This window comes from Candidatus Woesebacteria bacterium, assembly GCA_016700095.1.
Classification (GTDB): domain Bacteria; phylum Patescibacteriota; class Microgenomatia; order UBA8517; family UBA8517.
The window spans coordinates 777,355-802,281 of the sequence record CP065002.1 but is presented as its reverse complement, the minus strand read 5'-3'; the positions used below and the strand labels follow the sequence as shown (position 1 = coordinate 802,281).

The window sequence follows — 24,927 nt, the reverse complement described above, 5'->3', positions numbered from 1 at the left end:
AATTGTTGTTTGTGATATCAGCATATTCTTGTATAATCCAACTATGACAGAAAGTCTTCCAGATGAAAATTCTAAGCGCTTTATGGCTATTCTTAATAAAAAAGTAGAAACGGGTAAACTACTTAATGCACTCGGACACATAACAGCTGGATTGGCTGGTGGGTCTGGAAAAAATAGTGAGATGTACTTTCTGCAATACAGGGATAAGGATGGCGGTACACATCCAAACATTTCACACTACCCATTCATTGTATTAAAAGCTGATAACTCCAATAAAATCAGAAAAGTAAGAAAAGAGGCAATTGAAAGAAATATTCCCTTTTCTGACTTTACCAGTACCATGACAATAGGAACATCACAGGAACAGCAAAATGCAACAAGTGAAACACCAGAAGAAGATCTTGAATATTACGGAATCGTTTTGTTTGGGTCAACTGAAGAACTTAGAGAATTTACAGGTAAGTTTTCTCTGTACAAATAATAGGTTCGAACTTCGTTCACTAAGTCCCGCAAACAAGAAAATCCTTACCAAAGTGTGAGGTTTTTTGTTTTATAGATCGGGACGAGAAGTTTAGAGTGAGCTTGTCGAACTAAGTCCCGTCTACCCCGCACACCTTTTGTCGTATTCGGGTGTTGGATTAATAGCTATAATAATGTAATGACATCTGAAATTGATATGCCTTCGATGCTTCTTGAATCATTTCTTGCCAGTATCCCCAATGCATTGAAAATTACTTGGCCGATTTGGGTATTTTTGTTTGTATCTCTGGTGGTAAGAATTGTCTACAAAATATACAAACTAAAAAGATTATCGAAGGCAGGAATGAATGAGATTGACAAAATGGATGGTCAGGCATTCGAAGAATACCTAACTAATTTGTTTAGGAATATGGGATATTCAGTAAGACATGTAGGTTCATATCACGGTGATTATGGTGCTGATTTAATTGTTTCAAAGAATGGAAAAACTATTGCTGTTCAAGTAAAACGGCATAAGTCATATATTGGTGTGGATGCAGTTAGAGAAGCGCTAGGATCAATCAAAATGTATAAGTGTAATGGAGCAATGGTTGTGACAAATAGTTATTTTACACGTCAAGCTAAAAGATTAGCACGAGTTAATGGAGTGGAATTGTGGGATAGGAATGTGTTGGTGGGTAAAATATTAGAGTTTATTGATTAGATTGCTTCAATAGCATAATCCACAAACTTCATATTCACAAATCTCGTTATTAACCGATGGTATCAGCATTTTACTTTGTCACTAATTAGTAGTATAAAGAGCCAAATAACAACTAAATTAAATTATGCGGTATATATTTTATATACCTGCCATTGTTCTCTTCTTATTTTTATTGTCAACAGATTATATTAATGCTCGCTCGGGTTGCTGTTCTCACCATGGCGGAGTGTGTGGTTGTGGATGTTGCGATGGGACATCATTATCTAGTACATGTGCTCCATATTATCCTAATTGCTCAGCGCCTGTATATGTTTATCCTACAAAAATGCCAACAAGGGTACCAACTTCAAAGCCTGTTTACGTTACTTCTACTCCCAAACAAAACTACAATCAATATAATAACTTAATTTCGGACTCTGAAAATAACTATAATCAAGAAGCTGACGATGATACTAATGATGACTCTGGTTGGGTATATACAGCGCTTCTTACGAGTGGTTTAGCTTATTACTACTATAAAGGATCGAAGAATAAGAAACAGTGATTGGGAAGTTGGATTTTTTTACAGTTCCCAAGTTATGGTTTAATTCGCCGTTAATCTAAAATTATCAAAAAAGCTTCCACTATTTCCATTCATTAATCCAGACTTGCCATCGCGTTTGGTTGTCGTAGCATGATGAGTAAACAATTTTACTCCATTTACATAAACATCTATATTTCCACTATCACTATCAGCAAAGGTTTTAAAAGTGTACCAAGTGGAATAGGCTGACAAATATGGATACTTGGTTACACTTGAGACTCCATTCTCCCATTGTTCTACCCATATTTCTGCATAACCAGGATACATTCTTATATAAATTAGGTTGTCATAATCTTGAAACCAAATAACAAAACCGCCATATCCAGCAGGATCATTGTGCTTCATATCTACTTCAAGTGTTTGTGTACTTAAGTTAAGGTTATCGGCAAAAATCATATACCCATCACCTCCGTTGGTTTGAAGCAATTCTCCATTTTCAACTCTCCAGCTACCTAGATCAGAATGTACTTTATGTGAACCAATGATTTCCCAGTTGTCTATGTTGCCGTCATTAAAATCACCTGAGAACACTACTGAAGAATTAGGGCATATAAAACTAGCATTATTTCTTTCTTGTTCTGCGTAAAACGAAATGTTTGCTGTGAAACTATCTGTTTGTGCAATGTTCCCAACATCACTCGGTAATGACCATCCAAATCCTAAATAATAGCTCTCATTTCCGTTTAAAGATTGACCAGATATTCCAGTAAAGATGTTGCTTGTACTATCGGCAAGTGCAAAAGTCGCTGATTCATTATTTACGTTTTCAGTTATATTCTCATCACAGTCTTCTTTATAAATATTATCTCCGGGAACTGCAGGAAATAAATCGCAAACATCAGCCCAAACATGGAAGGTCATATTTTGCCTTAATTCACCATCCCAGAGATTAGCTGCATCTTCCTGAGTTTCTCCCAATTCCTGCAATTCAGGTTCAGTCGAACTCGTATCATCATTTGAGGTTGAAACAATTGCCATACACAGCCAAGACGGATTATCTTCTACTCTTAGATTTATAGTGTTTTCTCCGTAATCACCTGGTTTGATATCGGAAAAATTGAATAATTTCTCGAGCGCTAAATTAGTTGAGTCCCATGTGCCACACTCCGTTGAAGCCTGTCCATTATACGTACATTCACTACCGACAAGTAAATCCACCTTTCCCGCCTCAAACACATTACCTTTTGAAGTTTCTGTGTCACTGAAGAAAGCATTTGTTGAATAAACGACTAATATCCCAATAATACCGATTACAAAAAAACTACTTAATACTTTTTTCATATTAATTCCTATTTACTATATACCCTAATTCTATATTTAATATGATAGTAAAGGTGAAATAATACAAGGATTAAATAAAGTGTGAAGTTCTAAACTCATCCCCCTTCGGCAATGCTCAGGACAATGCATTTAGCCTGCCACGATTTTTTACTTCTGATATAATTTATTCATGACAAAGTTGTTGAATATTGCCACTGACCCTAAGCAGTATGATCGCAAGGATGTTAAATATGAAGGAGTGAAAGGTCTAGATGATCCCCACCGAAAACATTTTCTTTATTGGATTGAAAAAGTACACCCCAAATGGAAAGACAAAACAGTTTTAGACATAGGTGCTGGCAGTGGGTGGTTAGTTAAATATGTAAAAGAAAAGGGGGCAAGAGAGGCTGTTGGTTTTGATCCTTCATCAAACAACGTAAAGCTAGCTAAAGAAAATTTTGATATTGAGTTAATAGAATCTAGTTTACAAGATTTTTTTTATCCCGAGAAAGAATCTTTTGATACTGCTATTGCACTTTATGTTTTGACCCACGTTGAAGATTTAGATGGTGCGTTTGAGAAGATCTCAGAATATCTAAAAAGTGGTGGAATGTTTATCGCAATTATTTCGGATCCTGAATATGCTAAACGACCCAAAGAAGGTGTGAGAAAAGACATTGAATATCTAAAGGGTGATAAATATAACACTTTTATAATCAGAGCTTACAGAAAGACAGGGACCATAGCTGACATTGTAAGAGATCCAAAAGCATATATCGACTCTGCTAATAAAAATGGATTCATTCTTAAAAATCAGATTAACATGAAACCGAGTAAGTATTTAACAGAAGCTTACGAAAAACACCAAAAGCTAAAAGAAAAGAATGTAACTTTATCTCAAATGCTTGTGTTTGAAAAGAAATGAAGCTTTTTTTTGCTGTGTATTAATTCACATAAAACAGGTTCGAACATCGTTCCCTCCAGAGGCGGGCATCCACTAAGTCCCGCTAAGATTTTTTATCTTCTATTTTATAGTACCAAATAAAGAAAATGTGTTATTCTTTTATATGGATTTAGAAAAATCATCTAAGAATCTTTCATATTTTTCTTCTATACTTTCTGTCATATTATTTCTCGGTAGTTATTTTTCTTTAAATATATTAGATCAAGACTCTATATTTGTGCTTTATTCTCTCGTAGGGTCTTTTATATTTATAATTTTAGTTGCTGCTCTAAGGTTCTCAAAATATAAACTATCGAAAGTTTATATAACTCTAGTAGTAGTTTTCTTATGGTTTAGCAGTATATTAAGTTTTGTAGATGGGTATGGAATCGACATCATACCAGTATTACTTTTTAATATCCCGCTTACTGTATATTCATATCATATTACAATAAATCATGATAAAGCTGGTAGTACATTAAAATTTAAAAGAACTGAACGAGATAATGTCTATAAAGGGCAATCATTGTTTTTGCTACTTATGGTTGCTCTAATAGGAGTCCTTGTTACTGAGGTAAGTGTCAGATCAATCCTAATTTGTGAGAGAGAGTTGATTTTCTGCATATATATATTTTTTGCACAAATAATTGGAGGTATGGTCTTCTCAGTTGGCGTAGGATTAATAGCTGGTCTGTTTTATTTTATTTGGAAGAAAATAAAGTCAATGCCAATATACCTCTGGGAGTTTACCAGATTCGTTCTGCTTGTATCACTATTAGTTTCGATAATCGCATTGCTTGGGACTAAATATACTTAAATTTAGGTATGGCAAAAAATAAAGGTTATCAATCTGATCTACTAAAGCCTGTTTCGATTATTAGTCTCAGGAATGTATATCTTGTTGGGACCAATTATTCTTGATATACGAAATACGAGTTATGAAACTCTCTGAAAATGCTATTGATAAGTTATTAAAAGTTATACGTGCATTCTACCTGTTCATGTTCTGTTTTGGTATTATTTCTATTGCAGCTCATTCTACTTCGGAATTAGTTTGTTGACGGGCGTATTGGGAATAATTATGGGAGGATCAATATATATGGGACTCAATCAGAGAAAGCCTTGGGTTGTTTCTGTAATATTCTTTTTAGCTTCACTTGGGTTAATTAGCCAATTATTCACCTTCCCAGAAAATATTAAGGAATTAATTGTAAAAGTATTTATCCTACTCTTTAATTCCTTTGAGTTATACTTTTTCACCCGTAAGGAAGTAAAGAGACACTTCAAAGCAAAAAGTATATTACTCTTTGGTTACTAGTTCTGGACATACCAGTTTCAAACATCGTTCCATCCAAAGGCGGACAGGCACTAAGCCATGCCAACTTTAGTTCACGATTTGCCAAAATATGAGGAAGGTTTTACATCTTGTTTGTTCGACTGCGGTGCGAATATCAGACTGGCTACAGAACGGTGAGTTTCGTAGAGAAATCTTTTGTTATTCCCGTAGTTTTGTCAGTAAAGGTCATTGTTCCTTCATAAACACCTTCAGGAACGTTGCTAAACACTTGTATCTCTAGTTGTATTGTTTGGCCTGCATAGTTTGCTCCTGAGGCTGGACGCCAATTTATGCCTCCCTGATACTGTGGTGTACCTGAAAACAGAAAACTTGTGGATCCTGTAGAAGTGAATGAAAGTACTCCATACACTTGACCGGTGTTATTTACGACAGTGTCAATCGAGTTTTTACTAAATACATATCCCATCTGATTCTTTGGGGCAGTCGTGGGTGGTGTTGCTGGCGAACTAGTAATTATTTGTGTAGAAGTAGGTGCTGGGGTGCTAGTGCTAGTTGGATTTTGTTTTGTGTTAGTATTACTGTTTGATGAGTTCTGTGCAGCGGTTGGTGATGGTTTAACTGTTTTTGGTAACTTGACACTTTGACCAGTTGGCGTAGTGGTTTCGGGTTGTGGGTCAATGTCCGTTTTCTCAACAACCATCTCAGTATCGTTTTGAATATCAGTTAATTTATCTGGATTAGATTTATTTCTGTTAAGATAAAAAAGTGCACCTACAACAATCAAAACAAGAACAATTGGTGTCAAAAGATGGACAAAGCCCTTCCTCATTGTTATTCAGTGTAGCACTGTTTGCCGGATAAACAAAAACCTCACTGTTTATTTGCAAACAACAACTACGCTCTCAAGTTGCTTGTGTGATGAGTTCCGCTCTTAATTGCTTTTGATATACTTCAAGTATGAAATGGCATGCTGCTGAAATAAATGATTTGGCTAAAATTGACCAAGAGCTGAGAAAAAAGTTGGAAAGCGAAGATTCAAAAACACTTTGGGATAAAATAAATAAAGTTGATAGAGAAAACACCAAAAGATTAAAGAGCATAGTCGCAGATATCGGACTGCCAACTATCTCAAAAGTGGGCAAGAAGGCTTCGTGTAATGCATGGCTTTTGGTACAACACTCACCCGATTTGAAATTCCAAAAAGCTTATCTCAAAATGATGCTGAAACACAAAAATGACATTGCCCTAAAAAATATAGCATTTTTAACTGATAGAATTTTAATGTATGAAGGGAAAAGGCAGATTTATGGTACACAAGTGTCATTTGACAAAAAGACTAATAGATGGGAATTATATCAAGTAACAGATAAGAAGAAATTAAATAGACTTCGAAAAGAAATGGGATTAGGTACAATCGAAAAATATCTGAGAGGTTTTTGCTAATACTTATGTAAATAGGTTCGAACATCGTTCCCTCTAAAAGCGGGCAGGCACTAAGTCCCGCAAAGGTCATAATTACGAACTTTTTATTGTCTTGTATTAGTATCTGTAATCTTCTCGTTTATAAGGTCCTGTTTTCTTAACGCCGAGATACTTTTCCTGTTCGTCAGTAAGTATAGTCAACTTGCCACTAATGCCAGGGAAGTTGAGTCTGGCTGCCTTCTCGTCTAATTCTCTTGGTAAACGATATATTTCTCCCTTTTTATATTTCCCTTTGTTACCTAATAAATCCAATATTGCAAGAATATGATTGGTATATGTAATACTCATTACTCTTGGTGGATGCCCGTCACCACCAACGAGGTTTACTAAATACCCCTCCGCAAGTAAATAAAGTCGTTTGTCTGGACTTAACGTTATCTTTTGTAAATTATCGCTTATTTTTTCGACAATATGTTCCCTAGATCGAAGAAGGTAATCTGTATCTATTTCCATATTTCCATGACCCATATTCATAAGTACAGCTCCGTCATTCATTTTTTGAAGATCTTCTCTTGCAACTGTCTTAACACATCCTGTTGCGGTCACGAATATCTCTCCAATCTCAGCAGCCTCGTTTCTATTTACTACACTAAAACCTTCCATATATGCCTGCATGGCAATTATGGGATCAATTTCCACGATGTGAACGTTTGCCCCCAAACCTCGAAGTACTTTTGCACACCCTTTTCCTACTTCACCATATCCATAAATTACAGTCTTTTTTCCGCCAATCTGTAAATTTATACTTGACTGAAGACCCTCAATTAACGACTCTCTACTTCCATAGATATTGTCGAACTTAGATTTAGTAACAGATTCATTCACGTTTATAACTGCCGTATTCAGTCTTTTTTCCCCTTTTAAATTATAATGGGCGTTAACTCCACAGGTTGTCTGTTCGCAAGTGCCCAATATTGTTTCATATGCTTCTGGGTACTTTTCGTGTAAGAATCGAGTGATATCGCATCCATCATCAATTGTGATATCTGGCCAAACTGTATTCCCGTTTTTGTCTTTAAATTTAGCAGCTTGTTCAAAGCACCACTCATATTTTTCATCTGTTAGTTCGCTTGTTGCAAAGATAGGTATACCTTTTGAAGCAACAAAAGCACAGGCATCGTCTAGTGAGGCATACTTATTATCTGAGCACCAACGGAGATCTGCACCTAATTTTTTTAGAAGCAGTATAAATGCTGCCGTTTCATAGGTTACTATTACACAACCTGTGATTTTAATTCCGTTTAGTGGTTTTTTATCTTCATACAATCTAGCCAACTCCTCTAAACCTGGCATGTCCATCAATGAGATCTCAACAGCCTTTTTACCTTTTTCTGCAAGTGAAATGTCTTTAACGTAATAGTCCATGAGGTATTTTACACATTTTACCTATAATTGTACAAAACTTGTGTATGTCACTGAAGAATAACAGTTTCAAACATCGTTCCCTCCAGTGGCGGGCAGGCACTAAGTCCAGCCCCTTTTTGATATAATTTAGTTATGAACGAAGTAACTGATTTAGAACCACAACTTCAGTACGCAATTGTAATACCTGAAATAGTTAGACAATTAGTCACTGCTAAAGAAAATTCAATTCCATACCCTCCACTCCGAAGAGAAGTACTGCAAAATCCGACAGATGCAATTGTGAATTGGATAGATGTGCATGACGGGAATGGAATTGTTGTATATGGAGAAGCACATCATCACGGCGAGGGAACGCTGATGCATGAAGTGGAACTTGTTGAAAGTGTTGCGAAAAAACATGACCTTAAAACAGTTTTTTTAGAAGAAGACGAAAGCCAATCAGAAAATTTGAGAGCTTATCTCAAAACAGGAGTAATGCCAGAATCCTTAAAAGACTACCTAACTAGAGATAGTCTACGTAAAGACTCTATCGGACACAACTATAAGCTACAACTCGTAAGTAAGTGTTACGAACTCGGTGTTGAGGTCGTTTTTATTGATGATAAATCAAAAACTGACAGAGACGCAGATTGGATTACTAGAGTAGAAAACATACTCGGAAACAAAGTGGAAGGGGTGCATATATTAATCGCAGGTCGAGCACATGCATACAGAATGCCGATGCAGACAGTAAAACCACACTTCGTTGGTCAACCAGAGATACCCGGTCCAATAAAAACCAGCGTTGCAGGTCTTCTTGAAAAAAGATATGCAGGCAATGTTTTGACTGTTAATTCTTTAACAACAGAATGCGTGGAAAACAGTGATAGTCGCGTAAAGCTTGTTGACACTGGATTTTTACAGGGCTTAGCTGACCTTGGTGTAACAGAACCGGTAGCAATTGAAACACAAAAATCACCATATGGTGATAGATTGCTTGAAAATTCTAATACTCTAAAAGCTGGTGAATATGATCTAACTCTCATGTTGCCAGGTCGAGATCTATCGAAAGTACATTCTTTAATAAAACACAAAAAGTGAGTAAGAGTGGGGATTATATAGCCAAACCGGTTTTTTACTCACCCCCATCTTTCATTAGAATTTCAGAATGGCAGGGTATTTTACCCGTCATGATTTTTATAAAAGATAAATTAGAGTTTACTGAAATGTAGCTACTTTTTTCTCAACCTTATCTACTCTCTCGACAAGCTGATCAAATTCGTCAACCGTTGGTGCACCGTCTTCTAGCTCAGCAATCTGTAATCCAAGTTTATTTATTCTTGATCCATTTTTGTCAATCTTTTTGGAAAGTTTTTCTTCAACATACTTTATATCTTTACGAATTTGAACTTGTCCATCAAGAATTGCTTGAAGTATTTTTGTATCACTCATAATCCCATATTCCCATATGAAAACTTTTCGGTCAAGATGAATGGGCAGTAGTATGTCTAAATGGCGAATCCGGTTCTAAACTCATTCCCACCTTACATTGAAATTTCAGAATGGCAGGGCATTTAGCACGCCATGATTTTTCGCTTTTGATATACTATAAAAATGCCGAAAGTTAACAAATTATTCAGGCTATCAAAGTCTAAATCTAAAAATATTCACTTGATACCTATTATTTTATTGACTATGGGAGTATTTACGTTTGTTTTAGTTTCATATATATTTCTTCAAAAAGTGGAGAATACACTAAAAAGTTCTACATTTTCCAGACGACCTTGGGACAATGATGAGCAAACAATCAACCAACCATCAGCGATTATGCCTAGAAATCTTGCTGAGATGAGTCAACCTCATGAACAAATATATAGTTTCACAGACTTCGGAATTTATTCGCCACAATTTGTGGATGTAAGTATGGAGAAAACTGAATATAAATATAGCGGAGCAATAATTACAAAAAGGCAAATATATTTAAAGAGTAATATAAGCGTTAATAGTTGGACTATCGGTATTGATCCAAGTAAAAATGAAGTGGAACTTCCCCTATTGCCCAATAGATTACTAAACACAAGATCACCTTCAGGTGTTTATTATGATTTCCCAATTTTAGATGGCTACGAGGGTGGACCTTTCGTGTCTGGTGAAAAATATGTTTCTTGGAGAATCCCAGAAAACATCTCACCTGATAAAACATATATAAATGATGTTGGTATAAATGTAATCAAAAAATATAAAGCGTGTCCAAAGTCTGTATGTGGCGTAAGAATGGAGTTTCATACAATTAACAGCGAAAGTAATAGGCAAGTTTTTTTTACACTTAGTAAAGAAGTAGATTATTTTGATATAGACGAGAAAGAATTAAACATGAGACTCGAAGCGGCGTTTGTTGAATTAGAACATTTTTTTGATACGCTTTCATTTGAGAAATATTAAAAGGAAGATCTTAAGATAGTTCACTAAGTCACTTTGTAATTATCAATCTGAAGTAAAGAAATACTTTTACAAAGAAGCGATTTTCTTTTCCACTTTTTCTACTCTTTTTTCCAGTTCATCAAATTCCTCGATTGTTGGAGCACCCGCCTGCAGAAGCTATGCTTTTAGCATTGCGGGCAGGTCATCTTCTAACTCGGCAATCTGTAATCCGAGTTTATCTATTCTCGATCCATTCTCGTCTATCTTTTTGGAAAGTTTTTCTTCAACATACTTTATATCTTTACGAATTTGAACTTGTCCATCAAGAATTGCTTGAAGTATTTTTGTATCACTCATAATCCCATATTCCCATATGAAAACTTTTCGGTCAAGATAAATCGGTAAGTAGTATGTCTAAATGGCGAATCCGGTTCTAAACCCATCCCCCTTCGGCAATGCTCAGGACAATGCATTTAGCCCGCTTCAATTTTTAGTCTCAGAAATTAATGGTTTATTGTATAACTAGTTCTAGCTCAAACTTATCTCAATGCTTTAGTTTTGATATACTTCGCTAATAGACAACTCTGATTATGCAAACGTTTTAAAACTAGTGATTTCCAACATTCCATCAGAAAAGTATTTGGTATTGGGTTCTGTAGCAACTCTCTCTTATACAAATGAGATTAATTATACAAGACAAATACACGATATTGATATTATTATGGACAAAGAACAAGTTTTGAACGTAAAAAAATCTTTGTTAAGACTTGGGTTCAAGTTGAGTACATTTATAGATAAAAGAATGCCATTCTATAAAGCGTTAGTTAAAAAATCAAAGTCGAGATATCTCCGCTTTTCGAAAGACGGTATTGCCATAGAGATATTGTCTACATATTTTGAATACGAGGGAGATACATTAAAATTTGATTTGTATCCTAAAATTTGGGTTAAAATCCCTGCAAAGTACTTATCGAAATCTAACTTTGAAAATGTATCTTTTAGTACATTAAATATAGACGTTCTCTGGGGAATAAAGAAAATATTAAATAATACAATTGGACGGATAGTAAAGTTTAAAGAAGCACAAAGGATGAATGACTTATTAGCGTTGGAAAATCTTGTAGACTTAAAATCAGCAAAAAAGAAAATTTCAAGCTGCAGATTCGGGGTTAGTAAATGGAGTTTTAGAGTTCCAAGTTTACTTCTCAGATAATAAATACCAGTTTCAAACATCGTTCCATCCAAGGGCGGACAGGCACTAAGCCATGCCAACTTTAGTTCACGATTTGCCAAAATTTGAGGAAGGTTTTACATCTTGTTTGTTCGACTGCGGTGCGAATATCAGACTGGCTACAGAACGGTGAGTTTCGTAGAGAAATCTTTTGTTATTCCCGTAGTTTTGTCAGTAAAGGTCATTGTTCCTTCATAAACACCTTCAGGAACGTTGCTAAACACTTGTATCTCTAGTTGTATTGTTTGGCCTGCATAGTTTGCTCCTGAGGCTGGACGCCAATTTATGCCTCCCTGATACTGTGGTGTACCTGAAAACAGAAAACTTGTGGATCCTGTAGAAGTGAATGAAAGTACTCCATACACTTGACCGGTGTTATTTACGACAGTGTCAATCGAGTTTTTACTAAATACATATCCCATCTGATTCTTTGGGGCAGTCGTGGGTGGTGTTGCTGGCGAACTAGTAATTATTTGTGTAGAAGTAGGTGCTGGGGTGCTAGTGCTAGTTGGATTTTGTTTTGTGTTAGTATTACTGTTTGATGAGTTCTGTGCAGCGGTTGGTGATGGTTTAACTGTTTTTGGTAACTTGACACTTTGACCAGTTGGCGTAGTGGTTTCGGGTTGTGGGTCAATGTCCGTTTTCTCAACAACCATCTCAGTATCGTTTTGAATATCAGTTAATTTATCTGGATTAGATTTATTTCTGTTAAGATAAAAAGTGCACCTACAACAATCAAAACAAGAACAATTGGTGTCAAAAGATGGACAAAGCCCTTCCTCATTGTTATTCAGTGTAGCACTGTTTGCCGGATAAACAAAAACCTCACTGTTTATTTGCAAACAACAACTACGCTCTCAAGTTGCTTGTGTGATGAGTTCCGCTCTTAATTGCTTTTGATATACTTCAAGTATGAAATGGCATGCTGCTGAAATAAATGATTTGGCTAAAATTGACCAAGAGCTGAGAAAAAAGTTGGAAAGCGAAGATTCAAAAACACTTTGGGATAAAATAAATAAAGTTGATAGAGAAAACACCAAAAGATTAAAGAGCATAGTCGCAGATATCGGACTGCCAACTATCTCAAAAGTGGGCAAGAAGGCTTCGTGTAATGCATGGCTTTTGGTACAACACTCACCCGATTTGAAATTCCAAAAAGCTTATCTCAAAATGATGCTGAAACACAAAAATGACATTGCCCTAAAAAATATAGCATTTTTAACTGATAGAATTTTAATGTATGAAGGGAAAAGGCAGATTTATGGTACACAAGTGTCATTTGACAAAAAGACTAATAGATGGGAATTATATCAAGTAACAGATAAGAAGAAATTAAATAGACTTCGAAAAGAAATGGGATTAGGTACAATCGAAAAATATCTGAGAGGTTTTTGCTAATACTTATGTAAATAGGTTCGAACATCGTTCCCTCTAAAAGCGGGCAGGCACTAAGTCCCGCTTCGTTTTTAGCTTCAGAAATTACATAAAATTGTATAGACACCTGTGTTGGTTCGAACTTCTGGTATACTTCCTTTATGGATGCTGTTCTTATACTTGGGGCATTTTTTACTTTATATTTAGCTTTTTATTTAGCAAAAAATACCAATATAAACAACTGGCTCACGAAAAAACAGAAGAAAAAACGTGAACGTTTCATAATAATATTGTTGGTTCCTTCGTTTATTGCAGTGTTAGGATTTTTTATATTCTTAGACTATATACTCGTACTTTCTTACTACAGTTTAAGTGTTAGTAGGGGATTGAACCAAATTTACTCTATCTTGTTATCAATTTCTATAATACTCATTCCTACGCTAAGGCTTGCAAAAACAAAAGACAACTCTACTGAATGGAATCAGTTATCGGGTTTAATGAAAGTTATGAGCTTTGTACTTTTGGTACCCTCATATTTCTTCTCAAGAGGATTGCTGATATTGGTATTTGCAATCGTGCTAGATTATTTTAACAGCTTATCCAGCGGTGGTTTAATTATTTACTCTGTATTATTAATTGTCGATTTCTATTATTGGAGATATATAGCCAAAGTATTTTCATTGAGGAATGATCCGCTGCTCTGGAAATACTTCAAATATAATTTCCTAGAGCTAGTACTGTTTGGTCTTCTATCACTCACTATGGCAATCCTAAGATTAAATATCATTTTATAAAAAGTGAGTAAGAGTGGGGATTATATAGCCAAACCGGTTTTCTACTCACCCCCATACTTTGCCAGAGCCATGATGTGGCACGAAATTTTATCTGCCACAACTTTTATAAATAAATGAGGGTTTACTGAAATGTAGCTACTTTTTTCTCAACCTTATATACTCTCTCGACAAGCTGATCAAATTCGTCAACCGTTGGTGCATCATCCTGAAGATGTGCAACATCGGAACCGATTATGTCAAGTCTTGTATTTACCTGTTTGAATCCATCTTCAATTTGTTTTTGAAGTTTTACTTGTCCATCGATAAGAGTTTGAAGTATTTTTGTATCACTCATAATCCCATATTCCCATATGAAATCTTTTCGGTCAAGATGAATGGGTAACAGGATCCAGGATCGTTGCCAGTAAAAGTTGTAAAGAACTTAAACTTCAGGAGGTGTTTAAAGATATAATGATAAAGAAATTATGAAAAATATAATGTTAGATGTTAAATCATTTCAAGAAACTCTTGGAGGTGGTTACTGTGGTCCAGCTTCGCTGAAGATCGTACTAAATTATTACGGTATGAAAAAAAGCGAGAAAGAATTAGCAAAATTGTGCAATAGAGATGCTGACTTGGGTACAGATGACAAATCTATGAAGAAAGCTGCTGAATCACTTGGATTTAGGGTAGAAATAAAAAATGAGTCTAATTTTGATGATATCTTGGGTTGGCTTAAGAAAGGAGTACCTGTAATAGTTAACTGGTTTACTAGGGGTCGATATTATTACCCAGAAGATGAAGTTGCAGATGGACACTATTCAGTCATAATTGGTTTGGATGAAACGAGTATTTATTTACAAGACCCGGAAGTGGGGAGAGTGCGAAAAATAAAACGAGAAGATTTCTATAGAGTTTGGTTTGATTACACCTCTAACTTCATTGAAAAATGGGAAGATTTAATCATCAGGCAAATAATTGCGATTTATAAATAATATCCAGTGTTTATTGTGGGTGTGTGGATCATGATTTCAAATATGTTCTAAACTCATCCACCTTCGGCAATGCTCAGGACAATGCATTTAGCCCACTACAATTATCAATCTGAAGCAATGAAATACTTTTACAAAGAAGCGACTTTTTCTTCCACCTTTTCTAGTCTTTTTTCAAGTTTATCAAACTCTTCAATTGTAGGTGCGTCGTCTTCCAAATCTGCGATTTGCAATCCTAGCTTATCTATTCTCATCCCATTGTTATCCACTTTCTTTTCTACTTTTTTAATATCGTCTCGAATAGATTTTTGTCCATCAAGAATTGCTTGAAGTATTTTTGTATCACTCATAATCCCATATTCCCATATGAAATCTTTTCGGTCAAGATGAATGGGCAGTAGTATGTCTAAATGGCGAATCCGGTTCTAAACTCATTCCCACCTTACATTGAAATTTCAGAATGGCAGGATATTTTACCCGTCATGTTATTCACCTCTGATATACTTCATATATGCCAAATACAAGATTTGCAAAAAATACAAAAATAGATACATATACATTTAGTTTGTTTGAGTTGGCAAAAAAGATTTCAAAGACGGCTGAAAACTATACCAAGGAGTATTTCATAGGTGGAGGATTGGCGATTGATTTATATGTAGGTAAAGTAACTAGAAATCATCATGATATTGATTTTCATCCGATGTTAGATGACTATGAATGGTGGAAAAGTTGGTTCGTGGAAAACGGATACAAAATTGATGAGCCTGCCTCTGATAGTTATCCCGAAACGTGTAAAGTGCTTGACAAAGACTGTCAGGAAATTGTTGATATGTGGCCGTTCAAATTAACAAATGGTGTTCTGGAAATAAATAAAGAAGGGAAATATGTTGATGCACATAGAAAATGGTATGAAAATGAGACAGTTGAGTTTGAAGGTATAAAAATTAGAATAGAAAATCCGTTAAGAGTATTAGATCAAAAGAAAAGGCACTTTAAAGAAGGTCAAGACCTCAGGATTCAAGATAAACACGATTTTGAAGTACTAGGAAAATATTATTGAATAGCTTGGGAGCTTTGGCTAAATAAGTCCTGCACTTATCCACATCTTGTTTTTTCACACTAATGCGGCATTTTGCCCGTCTTTGAAGGCTTCTTGGTTACTTGTAAAATTGGATTTCTTTAAGTTCACAAAATATTTTTAGATAAATGATTGTCTTGACTGGATACAAAGTAGAAACAGTAACTTCTTAATTATGATTATTTTCTAATCAAATGCTTTCTATGTTTGATATGACTTCTTCGATGTTTTGGTGAACTTCTTCGGTGCTACTGTGCGTTGTAAAAAATGAAGGCAATATTTCGATAATTGTGCCATTATCTAACCTCAAGATGTATATCTTTCTACCGTCTCGAGTAATTTTATTTGTTACGGACAATATTTGAACAAGCTTCTCATTAATGGTTTTTGTTGATGTTGAATTTAATTCATCCTCAGATTGCAATAGACCTATTGCAAATATTTCTTCTCACGATTATATTTTTTTAGAGTTATCGCGTTTACTTGAAAAAATTGTTAGTGGAATCTATAAACTCCACTAAATTACCCGAAGGGTCATAAGCAAAGTAATTACGTTTGGGACAATCTAAATTAGTATTGGTGTCTTTCATGGAAGTGCCATCGTCGGTGTCAAAGACTCGAACACCTTTACTGATTAGATTTTGTAAAAATGGGATTAAGCCTTCTATTGTTATGGCAAAATGGTGAAAAGTATTCTTTCGTATTTGATTTGGATTTTCGTTAATATGGATATATTGATTTCCAACTTTCACCCACAAAGATTTTCCAATTACTTTTTTCTCTAAACCCAGTAAATCGCAATAAAAATATTGAGCTTTACTTTTGTCGTTTACGACAATGGTTACATGGTTTATTCCAACATGCATTGATTATTTATAGCATAAGATGATTATTTCATAATTTTGCGATTCTTAGCGTGCATTGTCCGACCATTCTGTCATAAATTATCTTTCAACTTTATTAAATCCTTTATGACTAGAAAAGCATGCGTAACTGGATTTACGTTTTCATAAACTTTCGCGATATTACCTTTTGGATTAATCAAAAACGAAGTTCTGGCAATGCCAAAATATTTTTTACCCAACATGTTCTTTTCTTGCCAGACTCCATAAGCGTTAATTACTTTTTTATCAATATCGGAAAGAAGTATAAACGGTAAAGTATACTTTTCTTTGAACTTTTTATGAATCGCAATGCTATCTGCACTTACACCTAAAACTACAGCATTGAGTTTTTCAAATTCTGAAAAATTGTCACGGATTTTGCAAGCCTCTTTGGTGCAACCAGGTGTATCGTCTTTGGGATAAAAGTATAAAAGAACCCACTTTCCGCGATACTTGTTTAAAGTGTTAATCCGACCATTCTCATCGGGTAAGGAGAATTTGGGAGCTTTAGTGTTTTGACTTGGTAATGCCACATTGTAAGTATACAAATTTTCTTTTAATTTGAATACTTAAGTTTACATTACACAAGTCGCAAAAAAATAGTAAGAATTAGGTCCATTATTGATTTATGAGATGACAAAGTATCCCTTAAACTAAACACGTTTTCTGCATAGTTATAATTAAGCATTGATAGAAATTCTGGAAGTTTAACTTTTTCCATACAATGTCCGACCTTTGCCGTAAGGCTAGTCAACATTAATTGATCTCTTGAGTATAATTTTACTTATGACAACCGAGCACTCAGATTCGAGATTTAGTTATCATCCCCATGTATTTTTTGGCCGATGAGGTAGTAGTTAGCAAACAAAAAAGTGTTAGATTGCTAATTGTCTTTTTAATAATTACTTTGGCTTCGATTTCACCATACGCCATTTCTAGTAACAAAATTGTTATTGGTATAGTGACCAGTTTGGTGAGTGTTTCATTGTTACTGCTTATTTTTGACAAAGGCTATACCGTCAATAAGCTTAATCAATAATTTATCTATATTAATAGTATTCAAGATACACATATTATTATCTTTTCGGTAATATATGTGTTTTTAATTCGATACACCTCATTAACGTCAAAAATATGACAGACTTAAACAATCCAGTTGCATATAAATGCACCTTATAAATTCGCTATAATTAATTAATGTCGGAAGAAGTTACCCCAAACCAAAACAAATTTGAACGAACTCCTGCCAACGAAAAAGATATCGCTTACTTAACTAGTATAATTGGTGCGGATGCAGTTCTATTTTTGGAGAAAATTGGAGCAAGTGTTGGTCTGTATGATGACGTTCATGTTGGCGAAAGACGACCTTTAAGAAAATTATTCGACAGATGGTACCCGCGAAAAATGGATTATGTAGTTACCTATGGTGAAAGGGAAATTGTTTTGTTTACTTCGCTGGCAAAATCAGGTGAAAAAAGCGTAGAGCCGATTATGCATTTTGAGGAATCGGTAAACAAAATCTCAGACAAGATTCAACAAGGTCATAAAAAATTAATTTCGATGGCATGTATACCCGAACCGTCAGGGATTTAGACAAACCGCCAACAATAGACGCGGTTGATTTCATGGTCAATATGTCTACTTTTTTGAAGACGATTGATCCCACTTGCCAAGTAAATTTGTTTCCGTCCGATGAAAAACGCCGAAAAATATACACTAATAGATTCAAAGGACACGACAATATTAATATTTATTAAATTGTAACAATAGTTATAATTTGCCAGTCTTGCCAATCTGCATTCGAAACATAGGTAAATATTTTTTACATTGTGATAACGGTATCTTCCTGGTTTGTTAATACTACTTCAATTTATTAAATCAACCTACAAACTGTCGATAAACAATTCTTTTTTTGAAATTACGTTATAGTTAAAAAAGTAAGTACCACCAAAGTGATAAGGTCTTTCAGCAACAATGACTTCATTTTCATTAATCCATTTTCTGCAGAAAGAATATTGTTGACCGGATTTAAGTTTGCTAACGGGAGTCAAAGTTACTATTTCATATCCCCAGTAACCCGAACTACCCCATTCAATGCAGGCATGTTTGAGATCTGGTGATAACAAGATATTTCCAAGATAATCAATTTGGGCGCTACCGGGAATAGCGAAAGTTTTTGTTTCTTTATCTGAATTAAGTACCAGCGTTTTGTCTAGATTGGCGCTTTCTTTCCATTCCGCTGTGCCGCTTTGGTTGGGGATTGGATATTGATTGAACTTACTTTGGTACTCGGTAATTTCACCGCTTGCAAGATGAAGTTTAAATATAGATTGTTTTGGGGTTGGCCCAAAATAAAAATACTTACTGTCACCGGAAAAGAACATCCGGTATGACTGATTATCGCGTTCACCGAGTTCTGGTTGTTGAAATGTTTCAATGTTTTTTAATACCAATGCCTCTTTGTAGTCGATTGAATTACTGTCAGCCGGTTGTAAGCGTGTGCTATATGGACTTGTCACATCAAAGTAAAATATAACAACTTTATCGGGAGTAAGAAGTGCCATCACATTATTCGAGTCGTTCCAGGTAATTATTCCCGTGAGATCGGAACTGCTTCTTAGTTTGCCAAGGGTGTTAATTTCCTTTGTGAGAATATCTATGTAAGGATCGTTTTCATTTACTTCAAACGACCATCTGATCGGTTCTTTTCCTGATGAGTCGGCGGTATAATAATCGCGTGAACGAGGTTGTATGTTAAGTGAGGCTGTCCAGTTTTCGTGCATATCAGTTCGGGAAAAATAAAGAAGCGCGACGTACTTGCCGTTTGGACTTTCAACCGGATCGATATTTATATAACTACTATTTTGTTTTGGTGTGCTTGATGGCACGGTTGGGGATGTAATTGGGTTCATGGATGGCACACCTTTTGTCGGTTCCTTGAAAACAAAAGTGGAAAAATTATTTGCAGTTATAATAAATAGCAATACAGTAATGATCAAAATGCCCAATAGCGCGAATTTTAGATATCTTTTGCGGATTATATATTTACGGAATCTATCCCAATACATGTTATAAATAATTCTACTGTTATAAAGTTGTTTAGTAAAACTGGATGTTTTTTGTCAGATTGTGAGATTGAAAACAATATAGGATATTAGATGAAAGACTGAAATGAACGAAGATTGGAGAAATAATGTAAATACCACTATGGTTGGTATGGAGACAGCGCTTAATTATCCAAAGATGTTTATAACACAACAAAATGGGGTAACAATTCTGACCTTGGCATATTTACATTAGATGAAAGTCAGATTTCGTTAACCAACATTTCTTCATGGACAATGGTGTTTATTTGTATAAGTGGTAATTTTCATTACGTTTCTCAAATAAGCCTTCGGTCTATGTAAACATACTGTGGTATCGATTGTGGTTTTAACAATAATTATTATGGCTATTCACGTAATAATTTTTTTCTCAAAATATTATATGAGATAATAAGTTTATGGCTGAAGAAAAGGGAATGGATAGAAGAACTGCTATGAAGATTATTAGTGGGACAATTTTGTTTGGTAGCGCAGCTGCAGCCGCAGCTACAAAAGGGATTAACCTAAATAAAGTAGCCGAGGGTCATAATAATCTGCCAACAACGCCAATTGCTCCAGACAAAAAAGCTACTCCAACCGAACAATTAGTTTTTAACGAGAATGGAGTGAAGGTATGGTACATAGACGGCATTCCCGTTAGCTGGGAAGACAATAACAACAAAGGCGAATTTGATAGAGAAAAACTTTTGGAGATTCAAAGACAAGCGGATGAAAAAAATGAACACATGGTTGCTCAGGTTGTACGTGTGCAAGGTAACGAGGTAGTCTCTACACCTACGCCAAAGGAAGTATCTGCAAACGAAGGAATAAAAAAATTACCAAAGGATGTAGTTAGTAGAAAAGATCTAGCTGACCGAGGGATTGAAATATTTGATACTCCCAATGTAGGATTTCATATAAGGCAATCAGCATTTAGTGAAGGTGGATTAATGGAGCGATATAAAAAAGGTGGAGAAAGAAAATTAAAAATTTTATTAACAACTAATCCTACTTTAACCCAAGAAGCTTTTTTGGGTTTACAAAATGTAGACCATAAAGTAATTTTACAAACACTAATTTCGGCAGACGAGGCAAAACATCGTTTTCAGGTAAATTGGAAACCTGGGGATAATGAACAGCTTGAGCGTCACGAGCAATTGTTGCCATTTATTACAACAGATGAGATTGTGAAGTGGGGTTTAGTTGGTGGAGTTGGGATTGCTAAAGGATGTGGGGATGAGGGAGGCTCAGTGGATACGGATTATTTATTTCTTGCGATAAGTGAAAAGCAGGCAAAACCGCAAAGTATTAAATGCATTCAAATATTGGTTGGTCCGGAAAATTGGAGCGACGCAGGTTTTAATGTCAGTTTGCATCAAGTAGATTTAGATGAAATGTTTGCCCCTACAAGACCAATTTACCTTGATCCGACCCAAAGTTATACCGATCCAAAAAAATATACCAGACTCGCTTCACATGGGGAAGGTACTTTCGAGTGGAAGGTTTTAGCAGGGGTAGATCCAGCTACCAAAGATCCTTACTTTGTTGCGATGCATGAGTTGGAACATATGAATTTTTATGCCCAAAAAGCCGCACAGACCGTCAACCCAGAAGGAGTTGAGAATATGCGTTTTTATAGTGAACAAGAAGTTGATTGGACTACGTGGAGTAGACTAAAACTTGCATATGATAATTATATACTAGGTGATGATTCTGATTATCCAATTGTATTAGAAAACAAAAAAGACAATTATTTTGTTATTGGATAAAACTTTAAAAAAACAATAGTTGTATATTAATTTCACCTACGCCAAGATAATAAACTTGGGTGAAAAGTTGACAGGAAAAAATTACATTATTCGGTAATTATAAAAATATAATACTTGTGTAATATGGGATATTAAGTACTAATAATTGAATAAGGAATTGCTACTAGGTTTATTAAATGAAGAACGAAATTAAAAGAGATGTTCCTATCGAGCCTAGTTATTTTTGTGCTTACCCCAAAGGTTCTAAACAACCTGATCAAACAAAAATAAATACATACTACTTGTCAATTGGGTGTCCACACCTGGTTGATCTAAACCATAGAGACGAGGAGTCAAGAAAGAATGATACTAAATGATTAATGAGAATTAAGTAAACTAGCTACTTTCTGGTGATTGATTTTTAGTTTAAACTTATTTATCATTGCTTATGGGTGAAACTTTACAGCCATTGGAAACCAATACGTTTGATTTTCGTCAACTCAAAGCGCTAACAGAAGATCTTCATGGCAGAGGTGCTGTTCAAAAGCATACAAGAGAAACAGTTGTTACTAAAAAGTACGATGTTTATTGGGCACGAACACCAGATCGACTAATGGGTTATGATGTGCAACTTACGCTTAACTCGAATGAGCCTGTTGATAAGATGAAAATTACTAGCCAAGGAAGAGATGAGCAAATGGGTGTTTTGGCTAGAGTTTGGAAGTATTCCGAAATAGAGGGGGTTCCGCACGCTATTTGCTACAAACTTCTACGTGGTGCAAGTGGAAAAGACATCTGGATAAAACAAACATCAGATAAGGTTTCCAAGGACACAGAAAAAGGAGTTGATTATTGGGACCTAAGTGAGTCGTATCAGGTTCTCGATAAAGTAGATGGTAAAATGTTAAGTATGGATCTCAAGACTTTCTCACAGGCACAAAAACAACTCCAATCTAAATAATCACTGTTGTTTGAAAATTTAATATCTATTAGTAATCCTTATAGTTCATTGATTACTGTGTCTATGTAAATAATGCTAATGTTTTATTATCGTTGGTATTATAAATTGTAATCGATACTTTGTTTTTCTTTAGTGTTATGCTTCGAATGTAGCTCATCTAGCCGTAGGTTGAAAATTATGTGTCTATCCGGCCTCGTTCAGCTGTATTAGACGAAAAAAGTAGTGTGGTTATTGACAAAATCAGCTAAACAAGAAGAGAAAATAAATTTTGCGTGAAAATACTGTGAGAAGTTTGCTGAATTACAAAAATCATTTACAATATGCCAAGTGAAATTCCTTGTTTGACACATATCTATGAGTAAAGAAAACACAATGTCACCACATGTGGCCGGCACTTTAACAAATGTCGGAGCCGGTATGGCGTATGTTGCTTCACTTTACGAAAGAACGAGAAGTTCATTTCCGAACGATCCTCGTATTGAAGTATCAGCCAATATCGCAGCCTATGTATTGATAGCAGCAGTTATGACCAACTTAGTTTTATTAGTGCGACAAGTGGGTGAAGATTATGCATCTGGGAAGCCTCGTATAAGTGAAGATGATAAAATGTTAATAGCCAATATAGCTACGACTGCCGTGTTGATCGGCCTGAATGTAATAAATGGTAATATTTCATTCTAAATACTTCTTTACCAGAGTAACTTATGATTGAGGTATATTTAATTTTGCGAATTCTACGTGTCTAAGATATGGCTAGTAATTTGTATTAGGATAAATAAAAAATAATATAAGAAGTATAAAGTAAAATATCGTGTATAATTTCTGACATGTCAAAAGAAGGTACGCCGGCACTTGATTTAATGCTAAAAATAGATGCTGGTGCAGGTGCGTTTGCTTTGTATTCAAACTTCAATAGGGGCATGGGAACCGTTTCTGCAGAATTGGCAATTGCTAACGTGGCAATAAATGCTGTGGTATTGGGATTGGTGCTATATGCACATAAAAATAAATTTTCTTCGGACAAAGAACTAAATAAGGCTGGATTGAGCACGATGTTGTCATTAATGGTTGTGGGTATAAATGTCCTGGCGGGTAACATCAACATATGAAAAGATAGTCTGAATTATCAGTAACACCTCGTGGAGCAAATGGAAAAAAATTAGATACAGTTAGAGTTTCAATTATAGAGCCTGAACCAGAGATTATACCAACTGATAGTGAATTAACCGATTATGAAATTGGAGTTAATAAAACGCTACGAGAGATAGCAAGGCAGGAAAAAGGTACTTATGTTGATTATGTTTCTAGGTCTAAAGAAAGATAAGATTTCCTGTAAATATTTAGTACATAACAAAACTCACGGACTAAAGTTCTTGACATTTTTATTACACCTTCGGTGGTAAGACAATTTTTCATTCACGCAATAATCGTGTGGCAATATGGATAGGAAAAATAAAAAAGAAAGACTAGAGTTTAAAAATTGACCACCTCGGTTTCGTCATCTTTTTCACCGGGGCGAATAAAAGTTACCTCTCTTGGCTTTTCCGGGTTATAACTTATTGCTCCCGTAAAATTACCCACACCGCCTATTTCAGCCTTTCTGCCGATCGCAGTGACCCCACCCGGACCTGCACATACGATCCAAACGGTTGAGTCTTCACTATTATATTCTTCGTAGTGTGGATGTCCCGGGAAAATTGGTCGTAATTCCTCAGTTGTATTAAATGATTCGATTAACCCCCTTACCCACGCATTGTCTTCTGGGGCGTGCATCTTGGCATCATCTAGTGCGGACAAAAAAGGTATGTAGGGACCGCCCAGAGCATCAAGGGTTACATTTATATATTCAGAAGTCAACGGTTTGCCAACTGTTTCAGTAAGAATCCCGGGTAGAGTTTCGCCTTCTGGAACTTGACCTTCACTTACCGATCCGTCTTTTCCTATTTCAAGCCACTTAATGGCATCTGCTTTATTAAAAGACACAGTAGATTGAACGCATGCGATGAATACTCCACCTGGGTGGATTGTCATATAATACGAATCACGTCTTAGATCGTTGTCGACAGGTCTTGTAATTACAAGACCGTGAGCTATATTCCAATCTGGCCTATCTTCTGGGCCACTAGTTAGAATTTTGTCAGGTTCAATTTTTTTTAAGGCATCCTTAAAATCTCCAGGAATACCTTCGGAATCGGAAAGACGCTCAATCACACCTTGTGCATGAGTTTGTGCTGCGGTTAAAGGAATATCTTTATTGAGTTGAGATGTAGGTTCGTTGTCACTCATAGAA

At 35.4% G+C, this 24,927-nt stretch carries 31 protein-coding genes; 19 read left to right on the top strand and 12 right to left on the bottom strand.

Annotated features, from left to right (window positions below; genetic code table 11):
- The first annotated feature begins 43 nt into the window (after positions 1-43).
- From IPM62_04085 to IPM62_04075, 3 genes are all read left to right on the top strand, one after another.
- On the top strand, positions 44-481 hold the full coding sequence (locus IPM62_04085; protein ID QQS38536.1) for a DUF2000 domain-containing protein: 438 nt from the start codon (positions 44-46) through the stop codon (positions 479-481).
- 177 nt (positions 482-658) lie between these two features.
- Complete coding sequence (locus tag IPM62_04080) at positions 659-1,183, top strand: restriction endonuclease (protein QQS38535.1); 525 nt, start codon at positions 659-661, stop codon at positions 1,181-1,183.
- A gap of 325 nt (positions 1,184-1,508) precedes the next feature.
- A complete protein-coding gene (locus tag IPM62_04075) occupies positions 1,509-1,727 on the top strand; it encodes a hypothetical protein (protein ID QQS38534.1) in 219 nt (72 codons plus the stop codon).
- 39 nt (positions 1,728-1,766) lie between these two features.
- Here the strand turns inward: IPM62_04075 and IPM62_04070 are convergent, their stop codons facing one another.
- Entirely contained in the window at positions 1,767-3,047 is a 1,281-nt protein-coding gene (locus IPM62_04070; GenBank protein QQS38533.1) for a hypothetical protein, read from the bottom strand.
- A gap of 169 nt (positions 3,048-3,216) precedes the next feature.
- Here IPM62_04070 and IPM62_04065 point away from each other — a divergent pair, with 169 nt between their 5' ends.
- Both IPM62_04065 and IPM62_04060 read left to right on the top strand, forming a co-directional pair.
- On the top strand, positions 3,217-3,951 hold the full coding sequence (locus IPM62_04065) for a class I SAM-dependent methyltransferase (protein QQS38532.1): 735 nt from the start codon (positions 3,217-3,219) through the stop codon (positions 3,949-3,951).
- A gap of 142 nt (positions 3,952-4,093) precedes the next feature.
- Positions 4,094-4,786: a hypothetical protein gene (locus IPM62_04060; GenBank protein QQS38531.1), complete on the top strand. Its 693-nt coding sequence runs from the start codon at positions 4,094-4,096 to the stop codon at positions 4,784-4,786.
- A gap of 643 nt (positions 4,787-5,429) precedes the next feature.
- On the opposite strand, the gene IPM62_04055 is transcribed toward IPM62_04060, so the two are convergent.
- Positions 5,430-6,095, bottom strand: coding sequence for a hypothetical protein (locus IPM62_04055; protein QQS38530.1), 666 nt, complete (start codon positions 6,093-6,095; stop codon positions 5,430-5,432).
- A 128-nt stretch (positions 6,096-6,223) separates the two neighbouring features.
- Between IPM62_04055 and IPM62_04050 the strand changes: the two genes are divergently transcribed.
- Positions 6,224-6,709 carry a hypothetical protein gene (locus IPM62_04050; protein ID QQS38529.1) on the top strand — a complete coding sequence of 162 codons (486 nt, stop codon included), beginning with the start codon at positions 6,224-6,226 and terminating at the stop codon, positions 6,707-6,709.
- A gap of 96 nt (positions 6,710-6,805) precedes the next feature.
- Here the strand turns inward: IPM62_04050 and IPM62_04045 are convergent, their stop codons facing one another.
- On the bottom strand, positions 6,806-8,113 hold the full coding sequence (locus IPM62_04045) for an adenosylhomocysteinase (protein QQS38528.1): 1,308 nt from the start codon (positions 8,111-8,113) through the stop codon (positions 6,806-6,808).
- A gap of 132 nt (positions 8,114-8,245) precedes the next feature.
- Between IPM62_04045 and IPM62_04040 the strand changes: the two genes are divergently transcribed.
- On the top strand, positions 8,246-9,193 hold the full coding sequence (locus IPM62_04040) for a hypothetical protein (GenBank protein ID QQS38527.1): 948 nt from the start codon (positions 8,246-8,248) through the stop codon (positions 9,191-9,193).
- 117 nt (positions 9,194-9,310) lie between these two features.
- Here the strand turns inward: IPM62_04040 and IPM62_04035 are convergent, their stop codons facing one another.
- Entirely contained in the window at positions 9,311-9,544 is a 234-nt protein-coding gene (locus IPM62_04035; GenBank protein QQS38526.1) for a hypothetical protein, read from the bottom strand.
- Between the two features lie 162 nt (positions 9,545-9,706).
- Here IPM62_04035 and IPM62_04030 point away from each other — a divergent pair, with 162 nt between their 5' ends.
- On the top strand, positions 9,707-10,534 hold the full coding sequence (locus IPM62_04030; GenBank protein ID QQS38525.1) for a hypothetical protein: 828 nt from the start codon (positions 9,707-9,709) through the stop codon (positions 10,532-10,534).
- Positions 10,535-10,690: 156 nt separating this feature from the next.
- Here the strand turns inward: IPM62_04030 and IPM62_04025 are convergent, their stop codons facing one another.
- On the bottom strand, positions 10,691-10,870 hold the full coding sequence (locus tag IPM62_04025) for a hypothetical protein (protein QQS38524.1): 180 nt from the start codon (positions 10,868-10,870) through the stop codon (positions 10,691-10,693).
- A 364-nt stretch (positions 10,871-11,234) separates the two neighbouring features.
- Between IPM62_04025 and IPM62_04020 the strand changes: the two genes are divergently transcribed.
- A complete protein-coding gene (locus IPM62_04020; GenBank protein QQS38523.1) occupies positions 11,235-11,726 on the top strand; it encodes a hypothetical protein in 492 nt (163 codons plus the stop codon).
- Between the two features lie 137 nt (positions 11,727-11,863).
- Here IPM62_04020 and IPM62_04015 read toward each other — a convergent pair whose 3' ends face one another.
- The gene (locus tag IPM62_04015; protein QQS38522.1) at positions 11,864-12,586 is read right to left on the bottom strand and encodes a hypothetical protein; all 723 of its coding nucleotides are present in this window, start codon (positions 12,584-12,586) and stop codon (positions 11,864-11,866) included.
- A gap of 70 nt (positions 12,587-12,656) precedes the next feature.
- On the opposite strand from IPM62_04015, the gene IPM62_04010 reads away from it, so the two are divergent.
- Positions 12,657-13,142 (top strand): hypothetical protein, encoded by a 486-nt coding sequence (locus IPM62_04010; GenBank protein ID QQS38521.1) that lies wholly within the window; start codon positions 12,657-12,659, stop codon positions 13,140-13,142.
- A 137-nt stretch (positions 13,143-13,279) separates the two neighbouring features.
- On the top strand, positions 13,280-13,912 hold the full coding sequence (locus tag IPM62_04005; GenBank protein ID QQS38520.1) for a hypothetical protein: 633 nt from the start codon (positions 13,280-13,282) through the stop codon (positions 13,910-13,912).
- A 121-nt stretch (positions 13,913-14,033) separates the two neighbouring features.
- Here the strand turns inward: IPM62_04005 and IPM62_04000 are convergent, their stop codons facing one another.
- Positions 14,034-14,246, bottom strand: a complete 213-nt coding sequence (locus IPM62_04000) for a hypothetical protein (GenBank protein QQS38519.1) — start codon at positions 14,244-14,246, stop codon at positions 14,034-14,036.
- Positions 14,247-14,376: 130 nt separating this feature from the next.
- On the opposite strand from IPM62_04000, the gene IPM62_03995 reads away from it, so the two are divergent.
- Positions 14,377-14,886 (top strand): C39 family peptidase, encoded by a 510-nt coding sequence (locus tag IPM62_03995; protein QQS38518.1) that lies wholly within the window; start codon positions 14,377-14,379, stop codon positions 14,884-14,886.
- Positions 14,887-15,014: 128 nt separating this feature from the next.
- Here the strand turns inward: IPM62_03995 and IPM62_03990 are convergent, their stop codons facing one another.
- Positions 15,015-15,233 (bottom strand): hypothetical protein, encoded by a 219-nt coding sequence (locus tag IPM62_03990; protein QQS38517.1) that lies wholly within the window; start codon positions 15,231-15,233, stop codon positions 15,015-15,017.
- Positions 15,234-15,394: 161 nt separating this feature from the next.
- On the opposite strand from IPM62_03990, the gene IPM62_03985 reads away from it, so the two are divergent.
- Positions 15,395-15,943 carry a hypothetical protein gene (locus tag IPM62_03985; protein ID QQS38516.1) on the top strand — a complete coding sequence of 183 codons (549 nt, stop codon included), beginning with the start codon at positions 15,395-15,397 and terminating at the stop codon, positions 15,941-15,943.
- Between the two features lie 497 nt (positions 15,944-16,440).
- Here IPM62_03985 and IPM62_03980 read toward each other — a convergent pair whose 3' ends face one another.
- Complete coding sequence (locus IPM62_03980) at positions 16,441-16,827, bottom strand: VOC family protein (GenBank protein ID QQS38515.1); 387 nt, start codon at positions 16,825-16,827, stop codon at positions 16,441-16,443.
- A 71-nt stretch (positions 16,828-16,898) separates the two neighbouring features.
- Positions 16,899-17,378, bottom strand: coding sequence for a thioredoxin-dependent thiol peroxidase (gene bcp, locus IPM62_03975; protein ID QQS38514.1), 480 nt, complete (start codon positions 17,376-17,378; stop codon positions 16,899-16,901).
- A 664-nt stretch (positions 17,379-18,042) separates the two neighbouring features.
- On the opposite strand from bcp, the gene IPM62_03970 reads away from it, so the two are divergent.
- A complete protein-coding gene (locus tag IPM62_03970; GenBank protein ID QQS38513.1) occupies positions 18,043-18,438 on the top strand; it encodes a hypothetical protein in 396 nt (131 codons plus the stop codon).
- Positions 18,439-18,728: 290 nt separating this feature from the next.
- On the opposite strand, the gene IPM62_03965 is transcribed toward IPM62_03970, so the two are convergent.
- A complete protein-coding gene (locus tag IPM62_03965; GenBank protein QQS38512.1) occupies positions 18,729-19,757 on the bottom strand; it encodes a hypothetical protein in 1,029 nt (342 codons plus the stop codon).
- A gap of 590 nt (positions 19,758-20,347) precedes the next feature.
- On the opposite strand from IPM62_03965, the gene IPM62_03960 reads away from it, so the two are divergent.
- The 5 genes from IPM62_03960 to IPM62_03940 all read left to right on the top strand — a co-directional run bounded on the left by IPM62_03960 (position 20,348) and on the right by IPM62_03940 (position 23,746).
- On the top strand, positions 20,348-21,697 hold the full coding sequence (locus tag IPM62_03960) for a hypothetical protein (GenBank protein ID QQS38511.1): 1,350 nt from the start codon (positions 20,348-20,350) through the stop codon (positions 21,695-21,697).
- 176 nt (positions 21,698-21,873) lie between these two features.
- The gene (locus IPM62_03955; protein QQS38510.1) at positions 21,874-22,053 is read left to right on the top strand and encodes a hypothetical protein; all 180 of its coding nucleotides are present in this window, start codon (positions 21,874-21,876) and stop codon (positions 22,051-22,053) included.
- 71 nt (positions 22,054-22,124) lie between these two features.
- Positions 22,125-22,637: a hypothetical protein gene (locus IPM62_03950; GenBank protein QQS38509.1), complete on the top strand. Its 513-nt coding sequence runs from the start codon at positions 22,125-22,127 to the stop codon at positions 22,635-22,637.
- A 354-nt stretch (positions 22,638-22,991) separates the two neighbouring features.
- Complete coding sequence (locus IPM62_03945; protein ID QQS38508.1) at positions 22,992-23,318, top strand: hypothetical protein; 327 nt, start codon at positions 22,992-22,994, stop codon at positions 23,316-23,318.
- Positions 23,319-23,464: 146 nt separating this feature from the next.
- A complete protein-coding gene (locus IPM62_03940; GenBank protein QQS38507.1) occupies positions 23,465-23,746 on the top strand; it encodes a hypothetical protein in 282 nt (93 codons plus the stop codon).
- Between the two features lie 364 nt (positions 23,747-24,110).
- On the opposite strand, the gene IPM62_03935 is transcribed toward IPM62_03940, so the two are convergent.
- Positions 24,111-24,923: a hypothetical protein gene (locus IPM62_03935; GenBank protein ID QQS38506.1), complete on the bottom strand. Its 813-nt coding sequence runs from the start codon at positions 24,921-24,923 to the stop codon at positions 24,111-24,113.
- Between the last annotated feature and the right edge of the window lie 4 nt (positions 24,924-24,927).

Coding starts and splice junctions, on each gene's coding strand:
- IPM62_04085 (QQS38536.1), top strand. CDS start 44: ATGACAGAAAGTCTTCCAGATGAAAATTCTAAGCGCTTTATGGCTATT.
- IPM62_04080 (QQS38535.1), top strand. CDS start 659: ATGACATCTGAAATTGATATGCCTTCGATGCTTCTTGAATCATTTCTT.
- IPM62_04075 (QQS38534.1), top strand. CDS start 1,509: ATGCCAACAAGGGTACCAACTTCAAAGCCTGTTTACGTTACTTCTACT.
- IPM62_04070 (QQS38533.1), bottom strand. CDS start 3,047: ATGAAAAAAGTATTAAGTAGTTTTTTTGTAATCGGTATTATTGGGATA.
- IPM62_04065 (QQS38532.1), top strand. CDS start 3,217: ATGACAAAGTTGTTGAATATTGCCACTGACCCTAAGCAGTATGATCGC.
- IPM62_04060 (QQS38531.1), top strand. CDS start 4,094: ATGGATTTAGAAAAATCATCTAAGAATCTTTCATATTTTTCTTCTATA.
- IPM62_04055 (QQS38530.1), bottom strand. CDS start 6,095: ATGAGGAAGGGCTTTGTCCATCTTTTGACACCAATTGTTCTTGTTTTG.
- IPM62_04050 (QQS38529.1), top strand. CDS start 6,224: ATGAAATGGCATGCTGCTGAAATAAATGATTTGGCTAAAATTGACCAA.
- IPM62_04045 (QQS38528.1), bottom strand. CDS start 8,113: ATGGACTATTACGTTAAAGACATTTCACTTGCAGAAAAAGGTAAAAAG.
- IPM62_04040 (QQS38527.1), top strand. CDS start 8,246: ATGAACGAAGTAACTGATTTAGAACCACAACTTCAGTACGCAATTGTA.
- IPM62_04035 (QQS38526.1), bottom strand. CDS start 9,544: ATGAGTGATACAAAAATACTTCAAGCAATTCTTGATGGACAAGTTCAA.
- IPM62_04030 (QQS38525.1), top strand. CDS start 9,707: ATGCCGAAAGTTAACAAATTATTCAGGCTATCAAAGTCTAAATCTAAA.
- IPM62_04025 (QQS38524.1), bottom strand. CDS start 10,870: ATGAGTGATACAAAAATACTTCAAGCAATTCTTGATGGACAAGTTCAA.
- IPM62_04020 (QQS38523.1), top strand. CDS start 11,235: ATGGACAAAGAACAAGTTTTGAACGTAAAAAAATCTTTGTTAAGACTT.
- IPM62_04010 (QQS38521.1), top strand. CDS start 12,657: ATGAAATGGCATGCTGCTGAAATAAATGATTTGGCTAAAATTGACCAA.
- IPM62_04005 (QQS38520.1), top strand. CDS start 13,280: ATGGATGCTGTTCTTATACTTGGGGCATTTTTTACTTTATATTTAGCT.
- IPM62_04000 (QQS38519.1), bottom strand. CDS start 14,246: ATGAGTGATACAAAAATACTTCAAACTCTTATCGATGGACAAGTAAAA.
- IPM62_03995 (QQS38518.1), top strand. CDS start 14,377: ATGAAAAATATAATGTTAGATGTTAAATCATTTCAAGAAACTCTTGGA.
- IPM62_03990 (QQS38517.1), bottom strand. CDS start 15,233: ATGAGTGATACAAAAATACTTCAAGCAATTCTTGATGGACAAAAATCT.
- IPM62_03985 (QQS38516.1), top strand. CDS start 15,395: ATGCCAAATACAAGATTTGCAAAAAATACAAAAATAGATACATATACA.
- IPM62_03980 (QQS38515.1), bottom strand. CDS start 16,827: ATGCATGTTGGAATAAACCATGTAACCATTGTCGTAAACGACAAAAGT.
- IPM62_03970 (QQS38513.1), top strand. CDS start 18,043: ATGTCGGAAGAAGTTACCCCAAACCAAAACAAATTTGAACGAACTCCT.
- IPM62_03965 (QQS38512.1), bottom strand. CDS start 19,757: ATGAACCCAATTACATCCCCAACCGTGCCATCAAGCACACCAAAACAA.
- IPM62_03960 (QQS38511.1), top strand. CDS start 20,348: ATGGCTGAAGAAAAGGGAATGGATAGAAGAACTGCTATGAAGATTATT.
- IPM62_03955 (QQS38510.1), top strand. CDS start 21,874: ATGAAGAACGAAATTAAAAGAGATGTTCCTATCGAGCCTAGTTATTTT.
- IPM62_03950 (QQS38509.1), top strand. CDS start 22,125: ATGGGTGAAACTTTACAGCCATTGGAAACCAATACGTTTGATTTTCGT.
- IPM62_03945 (QQS38508.1), top strand. CDS start 22,992: ATGAGTAAAGAAAACACAATGTCACCACATGTGGCCGGCACTTTAACA.
- IPM62_03940 (QQS38507.1), top strand. CDS start 23,465: ATGTCAAAAGAAGGTACGCCGGCACTTGATTTAATGCTAAAAATAGAT.
- IPM62_03935 (QQS38506.1), bottom strand. CDS start 24,923: ATGAGTGACAACGAACCTACATCTCAACTCAATAAAGATATTCCTTTA.